This window comes from Thalassolituus marinus (assembly GCF_020320395.1).
In the GTDB taxonomy this organism is placed as follows: Bacteria; Pseudomonadota; Gammaproteobacteria; order Pseudomonadales; family Oceanobacteraceae; genus Venatoribacter; species Venatoribacter marinus.
This window is the reverse complement of the sequence record NZ_JAEDAH010000008.1, coordinates 1-17,874: the sequence shown is the minus strand read 5'-3', so window position 1 is coordinate 17,874 and position 17,874 is coordinate 1. Positions and strand designations below refer to the sequence as shown.

15 protein-coding genes are annotated in these 17,874 nt (G+C 54.8%); 10 read left to right on the top strand and 5 right to left on the bottom strand.

The annotated features are described in order from the left end of the window. Positions 1–6: 6 nt before the first annotated feature. From I9W95_RS01770 to I9W95_RS01745, 6 genes are read left to right on the top strand one after another with little or no spacing between them, the layout of a single operon-like run. Positions 7–765, top strand: coding sequence for a DUF3450 domain-containing protein (locus tag I9W95_RS01770; protein ID WP_225671201.1), 759 nt, complete (start codon positions 7–9; stop codon positions 763–765). Continuing rightward, positions 762–2,150: a MotA/TolQ/ExbB proton channel family protein gene (locus I9W95_RS01765; protein WP_225671200.1), complete on the top strand. Its 1,389-nt coding sequence runs from the start codon at positions 762–764 to the stop codon at positions 2,148–2,150. Before I9W95_RS01770 ends, I9W95_RS01765 begins: the two co-directional genes overlap by 4 nt. Continuing rightward, entirely contained in the window at positions 2,147–2,644 is a 498-nt protein-coding gene (locus I9W95_RS01760) for a MotA/TolQ/ExbB proton channel family protein (protein ID WP_225671198.1), read from the top strand. Before I9W95_RS01765 ends, I9W95_RS01760 begins: the two co-directional genes overlap by 4 nt. 5 nt (positions 2,645–2,649) lie before the next feature. After that, on the top strand, positions 2,650–3,057 hold the full coding sequence (locus I9W95_RS01755; RefSeq protein ID WP_225671196.1) for an ExbD/TolR family protein: 408 nt from the start codon (positions 2,650–2,652) through the stop codon (positions 3,055–3,057). Beyond that, positions 3,057–3,680, top strand: a complete 624-nt coding sequence (locus I9W95_RS01750; protein WP_225671194.1) for an energy transducer TonB — start codon at positions 3,057–3,059, stop codon at positions 3,678–3,680. Before I9W95_RS01755 ends, I9W95_RS01750 begins: the two co-directional genes overlap by 1 nt. Further along, entirely contained in the window at positions 3,680–4,960 is a 1,281-nt protein-coding gene (locus I9W95_RS01745; protein WP_225671192.1) for a tetratricopeptide repeat protein, read from the top strand. Before I9W95_RS01750 ends, I9W95_RS01745 begins: the two co-directional genes overlap by 1 nt. A gap of 111 nt (positions 4,961–5,071) precedes the next feature. Here I9W95_RS01745 and xthA read toward each other — a convergent pair whose 3' ends face one another. Further along, the gene (gene xthA / locus I9W95_RS01740; RefSeq protein ID WP_225671190.1) at positions 5,072–5,884 is read right to left on the bottom strand and encodes an exodeoxyribonuclease III; all 813 of its coding nucleotides are present in this window, start codon (positions 5,882–5,884) and stop codon (positions 5,072–5,074) included. A gap of 168 nt (positions 5,885–6,052) precedes the next feature. Here xthA and I9W95_RS01735 point away from each other — a divergent pair, with 168 nt between their 5' ends. Next, complete coding sequence (locus I9W95_RS01735; RefSeq protein ID WP_225671188.1) at positions 6,053–7,858, top strand: TonB-dependent receptor plug domain-containing protein; 1,806 nt, start codon at positions 6,053–6,055, stop codon at positions 7,856–7,858. Between the two features lie 65 nt (positions 7,859–7,923). Here the strand turns inward: I9W95_RS01735 and thiI are convergent, their stop codons facing one another. Further along, the gene (gene thiI / locus I9W95_RS01730; protein WP_225671186.1) at positions 7,924–9,435 is read right to left on the bottom strand and encodes a tRNA uracil 4-sulfurtransferase ThiI; all 1,512 of its coding nucleotides are present in this window, start codon (positions 9,433–9,435) and stop codon (positions 7,924–7,926) included. 229 nt (positions 9,436–9,664) lie between these two features. On the opposite strand from thiI, the gene phbB reads away from it, so the two are divergent. After that, positions 9,665–10,411, top strand: coding sequence for an acetoacetyl-CoA reductase (phbB, locus tag I9W95_RS01725; protein WP_225671172.1), 747 nt, complete (start codon positions 9,665–9,667; stop codon positions 10,409–10,411). A gap of 26 nt (positions 10,412–10,437) precedes the next feature. On the opposite strand, the gene I9W95_RS01720 is transcribed toward phbB, so the two are convergent. Beyond that, the gene (locus I9W95_RS01720; protein ID WP_225671170.1) at positions 10,438–11,661 is read right to left on the bottom strand and encodes a tyrosine-type recombinase/integrase; all 1,224 of its coding nucleotides are present in this window, start codon (positions 11,659–11,661) and stop codon (positions 10,438–10,440) included. 777 nt (positions 11,662–12,438) lie between these two features. Then, the gene (locus tag I9W95_RS01715; RefSeq protein ID WP_225671168.1) at positions 12,439–12,744 is read right to left on the bottom strand and encodes a helix-turn-helix transcriptional regulator; all 306 of its coding nucleotides are present in this window, start codon (positions 12,742–12,744) and stop codon (positions 12,439–12,441) included. A gap of 208 nt (positions 12,745–12,952) precedes the next feature. Here I9W95_RS01715 and I9W95_RS01710 point away from each other — a divergent pair, with 208 nt between their 5' ends. Beyond that, complete coding sequence (locus I9W95_RS01710; protein ID WP_225671167.1) at positions 12,953–13,414, top strand: hypothetical protein; 462 nt, start codon at positions 12,953–12,955, stop codon at positions 13,412–13,414. Positions 13,415–13,461: 47 nt separating this feature from the next. Here I9W95_RS01710 and I9W95_RS01705 read toward each other — a convergent pair whose 3' ends face one another. Then, positions 13,462–14,766, bottom strand: coding sequence for a YdgA family protein (locus I9W95_RS01705; RefSeq protein WP_225671165.1), 1,305 nt, complete (start codon positions 14,764–14,766; stop codon positions 13,462–13,464). A gap of 204 nt (positions 14,767–14,970) precedes the next feature. On the opposite strand from I9W95_RS01705, the gene rapA reads away from it, so the two are divergent. Beyond that, positions 14,971–17,727, top strand: a complete 2,757-nt coding sequence (gene rapA / locus I9W95_RS01700) for an RNA polymerase-associated protein RapA (RefSeq protein WP_225671163.1) — start codon at positions 14,971–14,973, stop codon at positions 17,725–17,727. The last annotated feature ends 147 nt before the right edge of the window (positions 17,728–17,874 follow it).

Below are 17,874 nucleotides of genomic sequence, written 5' to 3'. Positions count from 1 at the left end.
ACCGTCATGAGACGTATCATGTTTGGCGCCACCTTGCTGATGACCATCAGCACCTCCATGGCCGACGAGCTGACTCAGGGACAACAAGCCATTTCCGGCACTGACCGCCAGGGTCAGACCTCCCAGCAACGTGTCGAATCACTGGACGAGCGCAGCCAGCAACTGCTGGCCGAGTACCGCCAGATTCAGGCAGAAACCGAGCAACTGGCACTTTACAATCGTCAGATGGAAACCATTGTCGCCAGTCAGCAGGAAGAACTGCTGTCACTGGCACGCCAGATAACTGAAATCGAACGCACCGAGCAGGGTGTACTGCCTTTGATGAGCCGCATGGTCGACTCACTGGAGCAGTTCACCGCGCTGGATACGCCTTTTCTGCCGGAAGAACGCAGCACCCGTATTGCCATGCTGCGCGACATGCTGACCCGTGCCGATGTGACCACCTCAGAGAAATTCCGCCGGGTACTGGAAGCCTATCAGGTCGAAGTGGATTACGGCCGCAATATTGAAGCCTACCGCGCCCGCAGTGCCGACGTTTCCTACGACTTCCTGCGTATCGGTCGGGTGGCCCTGTACCGCCTCAGCAACGATGGCAGTCAGGCCTGGGTCTGGCATCCGGGTCAGAATGACTGGCTGGCACTGGATGGTGGCTATCTGCGCGACCTGAACAAAGCGTTAAAAGTGGCCCAGCAAACCGCCGCACCAGAAATGCTGATGCTGCCACTGCCAACCCCATCCAGCCTGAAGCAGGGAGGCCAATCATGAAGCGCATTCTGTTATTGGCGGCCAGTCTGCTGAGCCTGAGCACCTATGCCGCAGACGATGCAACCACCAGCAAAGCCAACATGGCGGCAGAGAAGCCTAGTCCTCTGGCCAGTTTACTGCAGCAGATAGATCAGTATCAGTCGCAGGAAGCAGGCAATAACAAAGCCCGTGAGCAACGCTTTTTGCGCGATGTAAAAGCTCGCGAGCAACTGTTGCGTGAAGCAAAAGCCGCATTAAAAGTGGAAAAAGACCGTGCCGCGCAGCTGAAAAAGGCCTTCGACAGCAATGAGCAACAGCTCACCGAACGCGAAGAAGAACTGCGCCTGCGGGTTGGTAATCTGGGTGAAATGTTTGGCGTTGTACGTCAGACCGCCACCGATCTGAACACAGTGATTGACGACAGCCTGACCATTACCGAACAACCGCAACGTCGCGCTGCCCTCGACAAACTGGCCGAGGCGAAAGAACTGCCAACCATCCGTGAGCTGGAAGATCTGTGGTACACACTGCAGCAGGAAATGATTCTGAATGGACAGATCACAGACTATCAGGCCGACGTCATTGGCCGTGATGGCACTCAACAAGCCCGTCAACTGACCCGACTCGGCGTATTTAACGCCATCAGCGAGCAGGGCTATTTCGCCTACGACAGCGAACTTAAGCAGTTGCGCGAGCTCGGCCGCCAACCTCAGGGCGCTGACCTGCTGGCCGACTACCTGAAGACTCAGAATCCTGTTGCCGCTATAGCACTCGACCCGTCCCGTGGTGCGCTGCTCAACATGACACTGGAAAGCCCTGACCTCGCCGAACGTATTCAGCAGGGGGCGCTGGTCGGTTATATCATCCTGACTCTGGGAGCCGTCGGTTTATTAATTGCCGCCTGGCGCACATCGGTTTTACTGAAAATCAGCAGTGCCATTGCTCGCCAGAAACAGAACATGACCACACCAAGCGACGACAACCCGCTGGGTCGCGTACTGCGCAGCTGGCATGAGCTACCAAAACCGATTGATGTCGATGTACTCGAAGCACGCATGGACGAAGCGGTGCTGCGTGAACTGCCGGCGCTGGAGCGCGGCCAGACCATCATCAAACTGTTCGCCGGCATTGCGCCATTACTCGGCCTGCTGGGCACGGTCACCGGCATGATTGCGACCTTCCAGGCGATCACAAACTTCGGCACCGGTGATCCTAAGCTGATGGCATCCGGTATTTCCCAGGCGCTGATCACCACGGTACTGGGCCTGATTGCTGCCATCCCTCTGTTGCTGGCCCATAGTTGGGTCGCAAGCCGCAGTAAGGCGCTGATTCAGCTGCTGGATGAGCAGTCGGCTGGTCTGATGGCAGAAGCACTGGAAAATCAACAACAGAACGGCCGCTCATGAACTGGTTACTGGACTTCATGACCCAGGGCGGCCCTGTATTATGGGCCATCCTGGCGCTGTGCATCGTGCTCTGGAGCCTGATCCTTGAGCGCCTGTGGTTCTACCGTATCAGTTTGCCGGGCAGCAATCGCCAGTTGGCAGAACGCTGGTCGCAGCGAGGAGAACACCAGAGCTGGGAAGCACGCAAGATACGCGCGTACTGGCTGAGCCAGCAGAAGCAGGCACTGGAGCAATACCTGCCGTTAATTGGCATTCTGATCGCAGTCTGCCCACTGCTGGGCCTGCTGGGCACAGTGCGCGGCATGATCAGCGTATTCGACGTACTGGCCATCACCGGCACCGGCAACGCCCGCGCCATGGCCAACGGCATCTCCCAGGCCACCATCCCGACTATGGCAGGCCTTGTGGTCGCTCTGACTGGCCTGTATTTCCGTACCCGTTTTAAGCGCCTGAGTCAGCGCGGTCTGCAACAGCTTGCAGACAGTCTGGAGTAAGTAACATGGCAAGACGTCATACCGACACGGGTAGCGATGGCAACGATATCGACATCACGCCGATGCTCGACATTGTGTTCATCATGCTGATCTTTTTTATCGTCACCACCTCATTTGTTAAAGAGAGCGGTGTTACTGTCAGTCGCCCAAGCGCACAGACGGCGGAAGAAAAGAAGGGCAGTAATATTCTGGTCGCCATTCGCGCCAACGGCGAAATCTGGATCGATCGCCGGGCTGTGGATGTGCGTGCCGTGCGCCCCAATATCGAGCGCATGAAAGCGGAAAATCCCGAAGGTGCCGTCATCATTCAGGCCGACGAGTTTTCGCCCACCGGCCTGCTGGTCAAAGTGATGGATCAGGTGCGCCTGGCCGGCATCAGCAACATCTCAATTTCTGCTGAGGCTGCCGACTGATGCACCGTCTGGCTATTGCCTTACTGGCCGCCACCGCTGTAAGCCTGGGATTGTTCTGGGTGATGCAGCGCATGGTCACGCCGGACGAAAACCTGAAACGCGCAGACAACAACAGTGCAATCGTTGATTTCGTGCGCCTGCGTCAGGACAGCCAGACCGAGCGTAAGGAGCGCCGCAAACAGGAACCTCCCAAGCCGCAGAAACCGAAGCTGCCACAACAGGCCGTGGCAGAACAGGCACCAACGATGCAGACCATTCCCTTCAATATGCCGGATGTCAGCCCGGACCTGGCACTTAATCGTCAGTCGTTATTGGGTGATGCTGTCGTCGGTAAAGGGTTTGGTGATACCGATGTCATTCCTCTGCATCGCCAGCAGGCGGTATATCCGCCGCGGGCGCTGCGCCAGAAGATTGAAGGCTATGTGCGAGCGCGCCTGCAAATCTCACCGGAAGGCACGGTCGAGGATGTCGAGATCATCGAAGCCGAACCGCGCGGCGTCTTCGAGCGCGAAGCGGTGCGGGCGCTGTACCGCTACAAATTCCGCCCGAAAATGGAAGATGGCCGCCCGGTGGCACAGACCGCTACCCAGACACTGGAATTCACACTGGCAGGTTCGCAATAATGAATTTGCATATACAACCATTACTGTTGGCGCTGCTGATCATAACCACCGTGATGCTGCCGTTTAGGGCGATGGCTGCAACACCGTCACTGTCGCCAGCAACCTATGAAAGCCTGAATAGCATTCAGGCGGCATTGGGCGAATCACGTTTCGACGACGCACGTAGCCAACTGGACGAACTGATTGCCGACCTCAAGCCCGGCTTCGGCATGGCCCTGGCTTATGAACTATATGGTCAGCTGTTTCTGCTACAGGACAACAACCGCGAAGGGCTGCGCTGGTATCAGAAATCACTGGCCGAGGATGCCCTGACACCTGCAATGGAAGCCGGCATGGCCACGTCCGTGGCGCAGCTACTGCTGGCAGAGGATGACTTTCAGGCAGCGATTGATGCATTAGCGCCAAGACTCAGCAAGCTCAGCGCCGAAGAAGCGCGTCAGCAACAGGCAAAAAAAGAAACTGCCAGCGCCATTATTCAGCCCCTGGCCTACGCCACGCTGGGTAGCGCCTACCATCTATTGAAAGACTACCAGCAATCAACCAAAGCCTTCGAAGAGGCGCTCCGCCGCGCCACCAGCAAAGGCGAAAGTCCCCGCGAAAACTGGCTGCAGATGCTGATGTCGGGCTATTACCAGCTCGGTGACTATCAGGCCACGGCAAGGGTTCTGGCCGACCTGATTCGCATTAATCCCGGTAAAGAAGACTACTGGGTACAGCGCGCATCCATGTTTCAGTTGCTGAACAAACAAACTGAGGCTTTGAGCTCACTGGAAACCGGCTATGCCGCAGGCTATGTCAGCAAAACCAGCAATATACTGCTGCTCAGCCAGTTGCTGATCAGCCAGGGCATTCCCGAGCGGGCTGCACGCATTCTTGAGCAACACCTGGCCCAGCCGGAAAGTGAAAGCCGCGAAGAAGACTGGCGTTTACTGGGCATGGCCTGGCAGCAGGGGCGTGAACGTCTGGCAGCGATTGAGGCCATAAACAAAGCCGCAGAATTCTCCGACGACGGCAAGCTGCCGTTATTTGCTGCAAGGCTCGCTTATCAGGACAACAACGTGCAGCTGGTGTTGAGTCAGATCGACCTTGCTCTGAGCAAAGGACTGGAAGCCGATCAGAAAGCACAGGCATTGATGCTCGCCGGTAGTAGCGCGCTGCAGCTGGATGATAAACCCGCCGCGCGGCGCTACTTTCAGCAGGCGCTAAAACATCCGCATACCGCAGCGAATGCCCGATCCTGGCTTAATTACATTGATGCTCTCGATCAGTACGGCGGGTGATTTCGTCTGAAGACCAGAAAACAAAGCAAAAAAGCCGGGCAATAAGCCCGGCTTTTTTGCATTCAGTTTGATCAGGTTGGCCTTCAACAGACATCACTGAAAGGCTGAGTATCAGCTGAAACGTGACCAGATAGGTGCGTGATCAGACGGTTTTTCAGTGCCGCGAATGTCGTAGCTGACACCTGCTGCCACGCATTCGTCATACACACTGTCGGTCGCCAGAATATGATCGATACGCAGGCCGCGCTTTGGCTCGTCGTCAAAGCCCTTGGAGCGGTAATCAAACCAGCTGAAGGTATCAGCGGATTCCGGGAAGTGCTTGCGATAAGTGTCTTTCAGGCCCCAGCCCAGCAGAGTCTGGTACCACTCGCGTTCTTCCGGCAGGAAAGAGCACTTGCCGGACTTCAACCAGCGCTTACGATTCGGCTCGCCAATACCAATATCCGTGTCTTCCGGCGAGATATTCATATCCCCCATAACAATCACACGGTCAGCCGGGGTGAAGTTCTCGTTCAGGTAACGCATCAGATCGGCGTAGAACTTTTCCTTGGCCGGAAATTTGGTTTCGTGATCGCGGCTTTCGCCCTGTGGGAAATAGCCGTTAAGAACGTTCCAGACTTTGCCATCAATCACGTAGCGGGCGTGAATCAGGCGGCGCTGTGCGTCTTCCTCATCCCATGGCCAGCCTTTCTGCACGAACTCCGGAGCCACTTTACTCAGCAGCGCCACGCCGTAGTGGCTTTTCTGGCCGAAGAACTCAACGTGATACCCCAGAGCCTCAATGTCTGCCAATGGAAACTGTTCGTCGTGGACCTTTGTTTCCTGCAGACCCAGGATATCCGGATCAAGCTGATCGCGAATGGCTTCCAGCTGGTGAGGGCGGGCACGTACGCCATTGATGTTAAAGCTGATGATGGTGGTCATGATGCTGTCCATTGTGAATCTGCGCGCCATGATACCAGCACCGCAACACATGACCAGTCCGCAACCTGATCGATATATGCACAACTGACAACCTTGCCTCATCAGGATTTTGGCTGGGCCAATGCGAGTTTTTAAACTGCTGCGAAATTTCTCAGGATGCAGATACCCATGACATTCCGCCGTTACACACTGGCAAGCGCCATCGTTGCCAGCATGGCAGCCAGCACCGTCCAGGCTGTAGAACTCGATACCCAGCAAATCAGTGGTCAGCTGTTCGAACAGAACATCGCTGAGCAGGCATTTGCAGTTGAAGTGCTGGATCGCAGCGATATCGAACTATTGCCAGTCAGCAATATCGCCGATGCGCTGGAATGGGTCAGCGGCCTCGACGTTCGTCAACGGGGTAGTGGCGGAACCCAGGTCGACCTGAGCATCCGCGGTGCCGGCTATGAACAGACACTTATTCTGGTGGATGGCGTGCGTATGAATGACCCACAAACAGGTCACCATAACTTCGACCTGCCACTCGTGCTGGAAGATATTGAGCGCATTGAGGTCGTGCGCGGTCCGGGGGCGGGCCAGTACGGCCCTAACGGCAATGCCGGTGTGATTAACCTGGTGACGCGTAAGCAGGTGGACGGCCGCGTAGCGGGCATCAAACTGGAAGCTGGCAGCAAGGATTACGACCGCGCCATGATCAGCTTAGGTAAAACAGAGGGCAACTGGAGTCAGTTTGCCGCATTCTCCCAGCAGAAATCAGACAGCTACATCCGGGGAGCAGATCTCGACTACACCACCCAGCAGGGCAATTATCGTCTTGTGCATCAGAATGATTCACACACAACTGTACTGGGGCTGGGCTATATGGATAAAGGCTTTGGTGCACAAGGCTTTTATGCTGGGGCGGATAAACGGGCTAACGAAAATACCATTCAACGCCATGTTTATTTTACCCACGATCAGCGCTTTGATAATGACCTGCGCGCCGATATTGCCATCAACTGGCGTCAGCACGATGATGAGTTTTTCTACCTGAACTACGCACCATCTGAGCATCAGACCAACGCCTGGCAAACCCGCCTGCGTCTGCGCCTGGCTAATGATTTTGCCCTGGGTTATGAACACAACCAGGAAGATATCGACAGCACCTCAGTCACCGACAATCGCCATAAACGTGACTATTCCAGTGTGTTTGCTTACGGTCAGCACGATCTGGGGGTTTTGCAGCTGGCAGGCAGCCTGTCTTATCTGAATTATGATGACGGCGACAGCTATACCTTGCCGGTGCTGGGCATGACGATTCCATTCGCCGGGCAACAGCTGTATCTGAATGCAGGCCAATCTGCGCGAGTGCCAACGATGAACGATCTGTACCTGAATCAAACGGCCAACAAAGGTAATCCGGATGTTCAGGCCGAAGAAACCACCAGCTACGAGCTGGGGCTGCGCTTCAATCTGGCTGGCGCACTGGGCCGACTGGCGATATTCAATCGTGAAACGACGGATGCCATTGACTACACCCGCACCGATGCTGAAGTTGCAGCAGGCAGTGCCTATATTGCTCGTAACATTGAGTCTATCAAGACCAAGGGGCTGGATGCCGAAGTGGATATCAGCGGGCTGCTGGCTGAAACCGGGTTTCTTAAAGCCTCGCTGAGCTACACCCGCCTGATTCAGGACTTCACTAACCAGTATGCTGAAGCCCGTTACAGCCAGTCCCAGTTTGAGCATCAGGCGATACTGTCGCTGGCTTACGAGATCATTCCTGGGCTGAGCGCAACCTCGCAGTACAAGTTTGAATCACGCTACAACCAGGACGGCTACCGTTTGTGGGATCTGGGCGTTAAGCAGACATTTGACCAGTGGCATTGGGCACTGGCGGCCACCAACGTACTGGGTACTGAGTACATTGATAGCGGCTACATCGAAGCACCACTGAACGCCTACCGTCTGGAGATCGGTGCTGGCTTCTGAGCTGCGCCAGCGAAAACAAAAAAGGGACCATCAGGTCCCTTTTTTATTGCGCGCAGAATATGCCGTTATTCAGCGTCATCTTCAGTGCCAGCGATCGGCTTTTTCGGCGTCACCGCATCCATCAGCACACCAAAGTCGCCACGACCTTCGCTGACAAAGTGATGCGCATGGATTTTACTCATGGTGCCTTTCTGACAATAGAGCAGGAAGCGCGCGCCTTCGTTGCTGGCAACCAGGTCCGCCACGCGGTTATCCAGGTCGTAGAACGGAATTTCCAGTACCTTGTTATTGGTCAGCACCAGCGGGGCATCTGCCGCTTCGGACGGATGGCGAATATCAATAACAATGTCGGACACGGCAGGCGTGGTAACCAGCTGCACCTGATCCAAACCACTGGCTTCGCCATCCAGAACATTATCAATGCGTTCATAACGGGCTTCAGCCAGTGCTTTCTCCAGCACGGCCATGTCGAATTTGGCTTCTGCCGCTTCCACCTTGGCCCGATCACCAACCGTGGTCGGATTCACCGAGATAACCCCGCAGTATTCCGGCATGGTGGCAGCGAAGGATTCGGTGCCGATGCGACGGGCGATATCGATGATGTCCTGTTTATCCATGGCTGCCAGAGGGCGCAGGATCATATGATCTGACACCTGATCAATCACCGCCAGGTTAGTAATGGTCTGGCTGGCCACCTGAGCAACCGCTTCACCGGTTACCAGTGCAGGGAGGTTGAGGCTGTCTGCCACGCGGGAAGCCGCACGCATCATCATGCGTTTCAGCACGACGCCCATCTGACTGGTGTCGACCTTGGTCAGAATTTCGGTTACGACCTCTTCAAACGGCACCGTGACAAACTTCACCCGGTGGCTTTCTGAATATGTACTCCACAAGTAGTGCGATACCTGCTTCACGCCAATTTCATGCGCACTGCCACCGAGGTTAAAGAAACAGAAGTGGGTTTTCAGGCCGCGACGGCTCATCAGATAACTGGCGACGGTAGAGTCGAAGCCCCCTGAAATCAGCGACAATACCTCGCCCTGACTGCCCAGAGGGTAACCACCAAGGCCTTTGATGGTCTGCTTCACTACCTGCACTTTGTCGTTGCGCAGCTCAGCCAGCACCAGCACCTCAGGGTCTTTCAGTGACACGGCCCTGGCGTCGGTTTCCTTGAGAATGCCGCCGCCCATATAGATTTCAGCCTGATGCGAGGTGAACTCATGCACACCAGCACGCTTGATGCGCACACAGAAGGTTTTACCCGCCACACGCTCACGATAAGCATCACGCACGCGCTGATAGGCTTCATCCAGCGTTTCAAAAGTAAACTCTGTGATCTCCAGCGCAGATGCAATACCCGGGGTATGCGACAGAATCTGAATGGCCTGGCGGCGGGCCGCTTCATCTTCACGATTTACAATCACCACCAGGCTGTCCCAACGATTCTGTACATCCGCCGAAATCCCGTAACGCCGGAACAAGTTCTGCAGGTTCTGGCGCAGAATCTTGGTCATCTGCTTACGAACACTGGTGGACTTAATCGTGATTTCCGGGAACAGCTTAATTACGAATTTCATGGGGATCAGAACGGCGGGTAAAAAGGGCGCGGAATTATAACGGAAACCCGGCCATTCGACATCTACCGTGCAGGCCAGTTAACGATTCGCCCGCTTTGCACCCGCGAAACCCAGGTCAGGCACAGCAACAGACAGACAACAGGCGGATTTCTTTGTAGCGTTAATCTTAGTGTCACAGGCGCTATTGTAACGTCTGCTGACCAATAACAGGGAACTGAAGGAGCAGGTTATGAGTAAGCGCATTGCATTAGTGACCGGTGGCACAGGTGGCATCGGCACAGCGATCTGTAAACAACTCAGTGATGATGGCTACCAGGTGGTGGCCGGCTATTACCACGGTGGCAAGCACGAGAAAGCTCAGGCGTGGCAGGATCAGATGAAGGCCGATGGCTATGACATCGCACTGGCATTTGGCAACATCCGTGACTGGACCAGCTGCGAAGCTTGCATTGAAGGAATCAAAAAGGACTTCGGCACCATCGACGTACTGGTCAATAACGGCGGGATTACCCGCGACACCACGCTGCGAAAGATGTCTCCGGAATACTGGCACGATGTCATCGAAACCAACCTGACTTCGGTGTTCTATATGACCCGACTGGTAATCAACGACATGCTGGAGAAGAAGTGGGGGCGTATCGTTAATATCTCGTCCATCAATGGTGAAAAAGGCCAGTTTGGGCAGGCGAACTACTCTGCAGCCAAAGCGGGCATGTATGGCTTTACTAAGGCCGTTGCCCAGGAAGTAGCAAGCAAAGGCATCACCGTAAACACGGTATCTCCTGGTTATATCGCCACCAGCATGATTATGGATGTGCCGGAAGAGATCCGCGAACAGATCCGCCAGACCATTCCGGTTGGACGCTTCGGCGAACCAGAGGACATCGCCCGCGTGGTGAGCTTCCTGTCGAGCGACAACTCTGGCTTTATTACCGGAGCCAATATTTCCGCCAACGGTGGTCAGTACATGCACTAACGCGATAACGCTTAATGCCAGAGCCACTAAAGCTCTGGCTTAAGCTTCTTGTGTCTCGCACTGGCGTGGCGCTCTCGCAGTTCGGTGTCGATATAGCGGTCAGTGGTTGCCATGCTGGCGTGACCCGCGTCTTCCTTAACATGTTCTTTCGGGCGGTACTTCACGTCTTCTGAAATGCCCGTGTGCCGCAGCCAGTGAACAGTGGCGACGCGTAATTCCTGTGCTTCATCTTCAAGTCCCTGGCTGCGCATGCGCTCAAATGCTGCATCAAAGCAACGTTGCACAAGATAACGAATCTGGCGGGTACTGGTGACCGGACCGCGTCCTTTGATCTTACCAATAAGTGGCGTCTGCTCACCTGTATACGGGAGCTTAGGTAGACCAAGAAATTGGCGATAGCGGCGCAGCGCGTCGAGCATATCGTCAGATACCGTCACAAGGCGTGCTTTGTTTCCCTTGCCAACGACGCGCAACCACCAGTTGCCATCCGCATCGGTGTGAAAGTCACCCATGACCGGAGTAGAACGTTCGTCCGCGACCAGTTCCGATATGCGCAGATACATACCGAACAGCAGCCGCATCACAAACAGCGAACGCTCATGCTCGGGTGGATTATCCCGCGCCATCAACTCTGCAGTTTCCAATACAAAGTCCCATTGCAGGTTTGATATGCGTCGAACCGGCTCCTGATAAGCGTGTTTCTGCAGAAACTTGCTCTTCTGGCGTATAAGAGCAACCGGATTGATACGCAGATAATCTTCCTGCAGCAGATAGTTAAAGTACGTTGAAAGCACTGCGAACAACGCCTGAAGACTCTTCTGTGACAGGGCAAAGCTGCGCTCATCCTTTGGCTGTACAAAGGGCCGCCAGTCATGATTGGCAATACGCTCGCCCTGACTATTCCGAAAGCGGCTGACCTGCTTATGACCAATCCAGGCGCGGGGAGGGGACTGACAGAAGCGTATGTATTCCTCCAGATCCTGGCGGCGCAGCTCTCCAAGCGAACACCCCCGAATAAGCCACACCCACTGCAACAGACGCTCAACTTCGCGCCGGTAGCTGTTAAACGTGGCACTGCTACCGTTGTAACTGACCAGAAAACTAAGGGAATGAACCAGATCCTCAAACGCACCATCGAGTGCTTTGGCAGCAGGTACCCGAGCCAGGATGCGGCGCGCTTCCGTCAGCGGAGAGCCAAGCTGATCCAGCGAATCAATCAGTGGAACTGGTGGATGATCCAGAGCAAACATACATTTCACTGCGACAAAGAATTATCGGAAATATAAGGCATCGAAACCCCAACACCAAGCTAAATCCAAAAACCCTGCAGAGAAGATTGTACTGTTCTGAGCTGGCCAGGCACTGCCAGGCTTTGGATAACACGAGACATTCAAACGCAAGACGGCATCCGACTTATTCACAACCACACCGGAACCCGGAATGCATGGAGTCTTACGTCATAAACAAAAACTATATAAGCCTGATTACGAAATTCTTCCGGACTGAGCAAAACCAGTCTCAACAAGTTTCCATCATGCAAGGTAGGACATTAAGCCCAGGGGTTATTCTGTTTCGCTGGCCGGACCAGTCACGAAGACCTAACATTCAACTCAAATTACGATTTCTATCTATTTGTTTTTAAAAGGTTATTAGTTATTAAACGCGTTGCGGAATGATTATTCCGCCGACTGAATCCGGGCTGATGAAAGATTGCCTGACCAGACACGCCTGATCGGATGGCATCTGACCGCAATCTGGCAACGGTACGAAACATACTGCCAGCTCCCTGAAATAAGCCCAACCAGAGAAGGCAGCAGAATAATGCGAAAGCAGAGGTTATCCACATAACAAAGGTGCTGCCATAGCTCGCAAGACGGTCTCTATCAACTGCAAATATGCCACACCCACTTATTCCGATAATATCAATTATCGGAAGTATCATTGATATATCACCACCCTTAAACACCGTGATGACCGCAAGCATGCCAGCCTGTAGCGCAGAAAAAATTATCGGCCTGTGCCGTTTCTCACTCAGGAGCTAGCCTGCGTTGCTGACGAAAATCCTGAGGAGTCTTACCGCTCCACTCGCGGAACGCCCGGGTAAACACACTGTGCTCGGAGTAACCTAGTAGCATCGCCACATCGATAATCTGCAAACTAGGATCTTCCAGGTATGATCTGGCAAGCTTATAGCGAACCAGGTTCAGCTCTTCACGGTAGCTTGTTCCCGCCACCTGCAATCGGCGCTGCAGTGTTCTGGCGGAGCAATTCAATACCCGCGCGATCTGATCAATGGATGGCTCACCATCACGCAGCCTTTCAAATGCAATCATGGCCAGAATGACAGGCCTTCTGAGCCCCCTGATCGATCGTTTCGGTTTCAGCGACGACAGAATTGCCGAAGCCATTCAGCGCCATCTGAATGAAGGACGTTAGGCCATAGCTAACGACCACCAATATGGCACTCCTGCGCCACTTGTGTTTACAAGCGTCAGCAATGGCCTAGTCTTACTGACAGACGTATTCAGCGCAGGAATCCTTGTGAGCAGGCCTCCCATTCCACCAACGCAAGCGCCCGGCACTCAGCGACTAACGCCGACCAGCGATACTCAGGGCCTGAACTGGCTGATAAAGCAATCAGGACCGGAGCGCTGGGCAATGGACCATGACACTCTCGCCTGTCTGCTTTCCTGCTCGCCGGAAACCCTTGGTTTGTGGCAAGCGGATGCGGAAAAGTCTAATAGCCTGCGTTTGCCAACAGACACCCAGGAGCGCATTGGCTGTCTGTTTCGCCTTGACGGCATCCTGTCCATAGTGATGCCCGCCGAGCTGCGTTTCAGCGCCTTCTGCCTGCCGACCAGCAAAGATTCGTTGTTTAGCGGCCTGTCTATGCGCGACTATCTGTTGTCAGACCCTGCAACAGCGCGGTTCTATCAACTATGCGACTACCTGCAAGGTCATGTTGTACTTGGCCGTTCATTAAGCCAGCAACTACTGCGTTAAATGCCATTCGACAACCCAATAAAAAAGCCGGCTATTGCCGGCTTGTTTTATTCTGCGCTTACCAGGCCATCCAATGGCAGGCTGTTAGCCGTGAGGTTGCCACCACTGAACCTTAATTCACTGACTAAGCGGTCGCCGTCATCACGAATATATCCCGCATCAATCAATGCAAGCATATGCTCTGCCAGCGGACTTTGCAGAAGGCTGTGGCTCAGACTGACGGACAAGCCAGCTTCTGAGCGCCCCGCCCACTCCTGCAGAAGCGCTTCTGCACTACCCGGAGCTAACTGGTAGTAGCCGGTCGCTTTTACATCTCCCGCCGCACCAATGCCATCTGGCCCACGATCGTTAAACACGAAGCTGCTGGTAAAATCTTCCAGCGTCACACTGGCACCACGTGCACCAACTTCAGACAAGGCACGAATCATAACCGCAGGATCTTCACCTCCTGCTGACTGAACCTGTTCACTGACGGAGCGCAGCGACTGCCAGTGGATGCCGTCCACATAAAGGCGCAATGCACTCGGATCAACACTCAGGTCCTTAGAGGCCAGCGTCACTTTCAGATCATCCATCGATGCGGTAATCAGCGTCGCGTAGGTCCCCCGATCAAGCAAGCTGGCTTGCGCTGTTTCAAAGCCACGCAGCAAAACCCGGCTGCCATCAGCTTCGGTAATTGCAATATTGCCTACCCGATAATTGATACGATCGACGAATGGCTGGGTTCCCATAACGTGCGAGCGAGTTGTCAGCTCCATGTCATTGAGCGAGAACTCGCCAGCACCATTGCCTTTGTTGAGACTGACACTGGCCAATGTGATCTTCCCGGAACTACGACGATCTCCGGTGAGATCCATTGTGGTATCCACGATCAGCGGCGCAACAGTCACCGTCGGGCCGTCTCCGAGGCGCAAGTCAAAGGCACCAGTCTGATAATGACTGTCCAGCATCATCGTGCTGCCATTCATTTCCCAATAGCCCTGCTGCCCGTCAATCAGGCCTGGCGCATTGGCCAGCATGACCGCAGCCATGCCTACTTCCGGATCAATACCAAAGGTACCGTAAGCGCGGGTTGGCTCGATAATTACCTGCTGGTGAAACCCCATGATGCGTCCGCCCTGCTTCATTTCAATCAGGACGTAGTTTTCATCACGAACAACGCCGAAGTATTTTTCTTCAACGCTGTCGAGTGTAATGCGCATTCCTTGCGGGTAGAGCGACGCGTTGGTTTCCTCCAGCACAGCTGCAAGCTGTGTGCGGTAGGACTGAACGTTCTGATGCGTCAGATATCCGGTTGCAGCAACAGCCCCAACAATTGGCAGCGCAACAGAAAGTGCCAGAATTTTTCCCATCGTAAATACCTTTCCTTAGTAACAGAGACTCCTGCTCCGTCCCCGGAGCAAGGGGCTATAGTACCTTTACAGCCAGACAATTAGAAACTCCGTGACCTCAACGGTGGGATTTGCGGCGGCCATACGCTAGACTTCGCGCCCGCCCGCTATTGCTACTAAACGGGCCAGAGCGTTAACCCTCCGCAAGTTTCAGGATTTTAGAATATGTACAAAATTGGTCAGCGTTGGATCAGTGAAGCCGAAACCGATCTCGGACTCGGCCTGATTCAGAACGTGGATTTTCGTGTTGTAACGGTGTACTTCCCTTCCGTTGACGATGTCCGCAGCTATTCGAAGCAGAACGCTCCGCTGACCAGGGTGGCATTCAAAGAAGGCGACCTGATCCCACTGTCTGATGGCACCACCATGACCATCACCGACATCAATGATCTCGACGGCATTCTGTTTTACTCCGACGGTGAGCGTCAGATTTCAGAGATCCATCTCAGCGGACAAATCCAGCTGAACCAACCGTCCGATCGCTTGTTTTCCGGCCAGATTGATAACAACAACCTGTTTGAACTGCGCCAGATGGCTCTGAAGCAACTGAGTACCCTGCGCCAGCGCCCTTACTATGGCTTACTCGGCGGCCGGACCAGCTTGCTGCCACACCAGCTCTATATTGCTCAGCAGGTTACTCAGGACGCCATCCCGCGCGTGCTGCTGGCCGATGAGGTCGGCTTAGGCAAAACCATCGAAGCTGGTCTGATTCTGCACCGCCTGTTGTTGCAGCAGCGCATTCAGCGTGCACTGGTCATCGTGCCCGACCATCTGACTCACCAGTGGCTGGTCGAGATGATTCGCCGCTTTAACCTGCGCTTTAACATCATTAACCGACTGTCGATCTACGAAGAAGATGATTTGTTCGGTAATGGCCAGCTGTTCCTTTGTCCGTTGTCACTGGCCACCCGCGACGAAGTACGCGAACAGATCAATGCCAGCCAGTGGGATATGCTGGTAGTCGATGAAGCGCACCATCTAGAGTGGAGTGAAGAAGGCGCGGATACCGGCTATCAACTGGTTGAAGAGTTATCCCTGACCACCCCGGGACTACTGTTGCTCACAGCCACTCCGGAACAACTGGGCGTGGAAGGCCACTACGCGCGTCTGCGCCTGCTCGACCCGCAACGCTACCCTTCACTGCCGCAATTCCTGCAGGAACAAGAAGCCTACCAGCCAATCGCAGAACTGGCCGGAACCCTGGCCTCCGACAATGAGCTGGATGCCAGCCAGACCGCCACACTGGTCAGTTTGCTGCCTGACTTTGCCGATACTGACCTGAGCGACAGCGCCCAGCGCAACCGCGTGCTGGAAGCCTTGATTGACCGTCGCGGCCCGGGCCGTGCGCTGTTCCGTAACACCCGCCATGGTGTAACGGGCTTCCCAGAACGCCTGCCGCAACTGGCAGAGCTGGAAGCGCCTCTATCCGAAGATCTGCCTGATGATCTGACACAACTGTTTCCGGAAGCGGGCCGCAGTGACTGGTGTAACGATGATCCGCGCTGTGACTGGCTGCTGGAGGTTCTGGCGGGCTCAGGCAAGGATAAAATCGTACTGATCTGCCATCACGCCCAGACCGTGCTCGACCTGGAGCAGTGGTTATGGGAAAGCTGCGGCATTCAGGTTGCCGTCTTCCATGAAGATATGGACATGATTGAGCGCGACCGGGCCGCAGCCTACTTTGCCGACCATGAACAGGGCGCACGCATCCTGCTGTGCTCTGAAATTGGTAGCGAAGGCCGTAACTTCCAGTTCGCCCACCATCTGGTACTGTTCGATCTGCCGTTCAACTGCGACCTGATTGAGCAGCGCATTGGTCGTCTCGACCGTATCGGCCAGGCTGACGACATCCGCCTTTACATTCCAGCCTTTGCCGACCATGTCGCCGGCCGCTGGGCGCATATTCTGAATGACGGTCTGGACGTATTTTCGCGCCCGAATCCAGCCGCTCAGTCGTTGCTGGAAACCCATCGTGAAGCCATTGAAGCCGCCATTCTGAGTGGTGATGGTATGGCTGAGCTGATTACTCAGCTGGCCAGTGAGCGTGATGCCATGCTGGCACGCCTGGAAGCTGGTCGTGATCGTCTGCTGGAACTTCATTCCTGTCACCCGGTTCGAGCTAAGGCACTGGCCCGTGAAATGACCATTACCCATATCGAAGACGAAGCTGAGCTGAATGACTTCCTTGAGTTATTTGCTGATGCCTTTGGTCTCGAGCTGATTGATCTGGGTGGCGATTGCATCACCATTGCACCAGGCGACCACATGCTGGTACCCGACCTGCCCCATCTTCCGGAAGACGGATTCATGGCCACCACCCGTCGCGACGTTGCCCTGTCTCGTGACGATGTCCAGTTCCTGAGCTGGGAGCACCCGTTTGTTGATCAGGCGCTTGAATTGATCACTTCCGGACCAGCCGGGAATGCTGCGGCAGGTTACATTGAAGATCACAATCACCGCACCGGCGATTGCTTTATAGAGCTGCAGTTCGTTGCCCGCTGCCCGGCACCGAAAGCACTGGCGGTCGAGCGCTTTCTGCCACCGAATGCCATGCATCTGATGATGACACCAAGCGGTGACCTGAAAGTAAACGATGGTGAATTACCAGGCTTTGTCCTTCCATTAGGCAAAGGTACCGCTCGCGGCCTGGTAGAGCAGAAGACTGCGGCTGTGCAGCCGGTAATCCATAAACTGGAAAAGCTTGGCGCCGGCCAGCTGTCGAAAATGGTTGACCGCGCCACCGCCAAAGCCAGCGAAGCCTACTCAGATCGTATTGAGCGTCTGCATGCACTGGCTGAGCAGAACCCAGCCATTCCACCGCAACTGGTGGATGAAATTCGCGCAGAACGCGATGCGGTTCTGGATGCCATCAGCAACTCTCAGCTGGCACTTGATAGTGTACGCCTGGTGTTCTGCGGCTGATTGCTGCAGACACAAAAAAGCCGGCTCAAAGCCCACTGCTGTCCCACAGTTTTTAATCAGCATCATAGCTGACAAAAACAGCATGTTTTAACATCAAGGCCTGCTGCCTCGCAGGGGAACTTATCCCCTTGCCGGCGGGCCGACCCC

Bases quoted from the DNA above. Each gene is read 5' to 3' on its own strand.
- I9W95_RS01770 (WP_225671201.1), top strand. From the start codon at position 7: ATGAGACGTATCATGTTTGGCGCCACCTTGCTGATGACCATCAGCACC.
- I9W95_RS01765 (WP_225671200.1), top strand. From the start codon at position 762: ATGAAGCGCATTCTGTTATTGGCGGCCAGTCTGCTGAGCCTGAGCACC.
- I9W95_RS01760 (WP_225671198.1), top strand. From the start codon at position 2,147: ATGAACTGGTTACTGGACTTCATGACCCAGGGCGGCCCTGTATTATGG.
- I9W95_RS01755 (WP_225671196.1), top strand. From the start codon at position 2,650: ATGGCAAGACGTCATACCGACACGGGTAGCGATGGCAACGATATCGAC.
- I9W95_RS01750 (WP_225671194.1), top strand. From the start codon at position 3,057: ATGCACCGTCTGGCTATTGCCTTACTGGCCGCCACCGCTGTAAGCCTG.
- I9W95_RS01745 (WP_225671192.1), top strand. From the start codon at position 3,680: ATGAATTTGCATATACAACCATTACTGTTGGCGCTGCTGATCATAACC.
- xthA (WP_225671190.1), bottom strand. From the start codon at position 5,884: ATGACCACCATCATCAGCTTTAACATCAATGGCGTACGTGCCCGCCCT.
- I9W95_RS01735 (WP_225671188.1), top strand. From the start codon at position 6,053: ATGACATTCCGCCGTTACACACTGGCAAGCGCCATCGTTGCCAGCATG.
- thiI (WP_225671186.1), bottom strand. From the start codon at position 9,435: ATGAAATTCGTAATTAAGCTGTTCCCGGAAATCACGATTAAGTCCACC.
- phbB (WP_225671172.1), top strand. From the start codon at position 9,665: ATGAGTAAGCGCATTGCATTAGTGACCGGTGGCACAGGTGGCATCGGC.
- I9W95_RS01720 (WP_225671170.1), bottom strand. From the start codon at position 11,661: ATGTTTGCTCTGGATCATCCACCAGTTCCACTGATTGATTCGCTGGAT.
- I9W95_RS01715 (WP_225671168.1), bottom strand. From the start codon at position 12,744: ATGATTGCATTTGAAAGGCTGCGTGATGGTGAGCCATCCATTGATCAG.
- I9W95_RS01705 (WP_225671165.1), bottom strand. From the start codon at position 14,766: ATGGGAAAAATTCTGGCACTTTCTGTTGCGCTGCCAATTGTTGGGGCT.
- rapA (WP_225671163.1), top strand. From the start codon at position 14,971: ATGTACAAAATTGGTCAGCGTTGGATCAGTGAAGCCGAAACCGATCTC.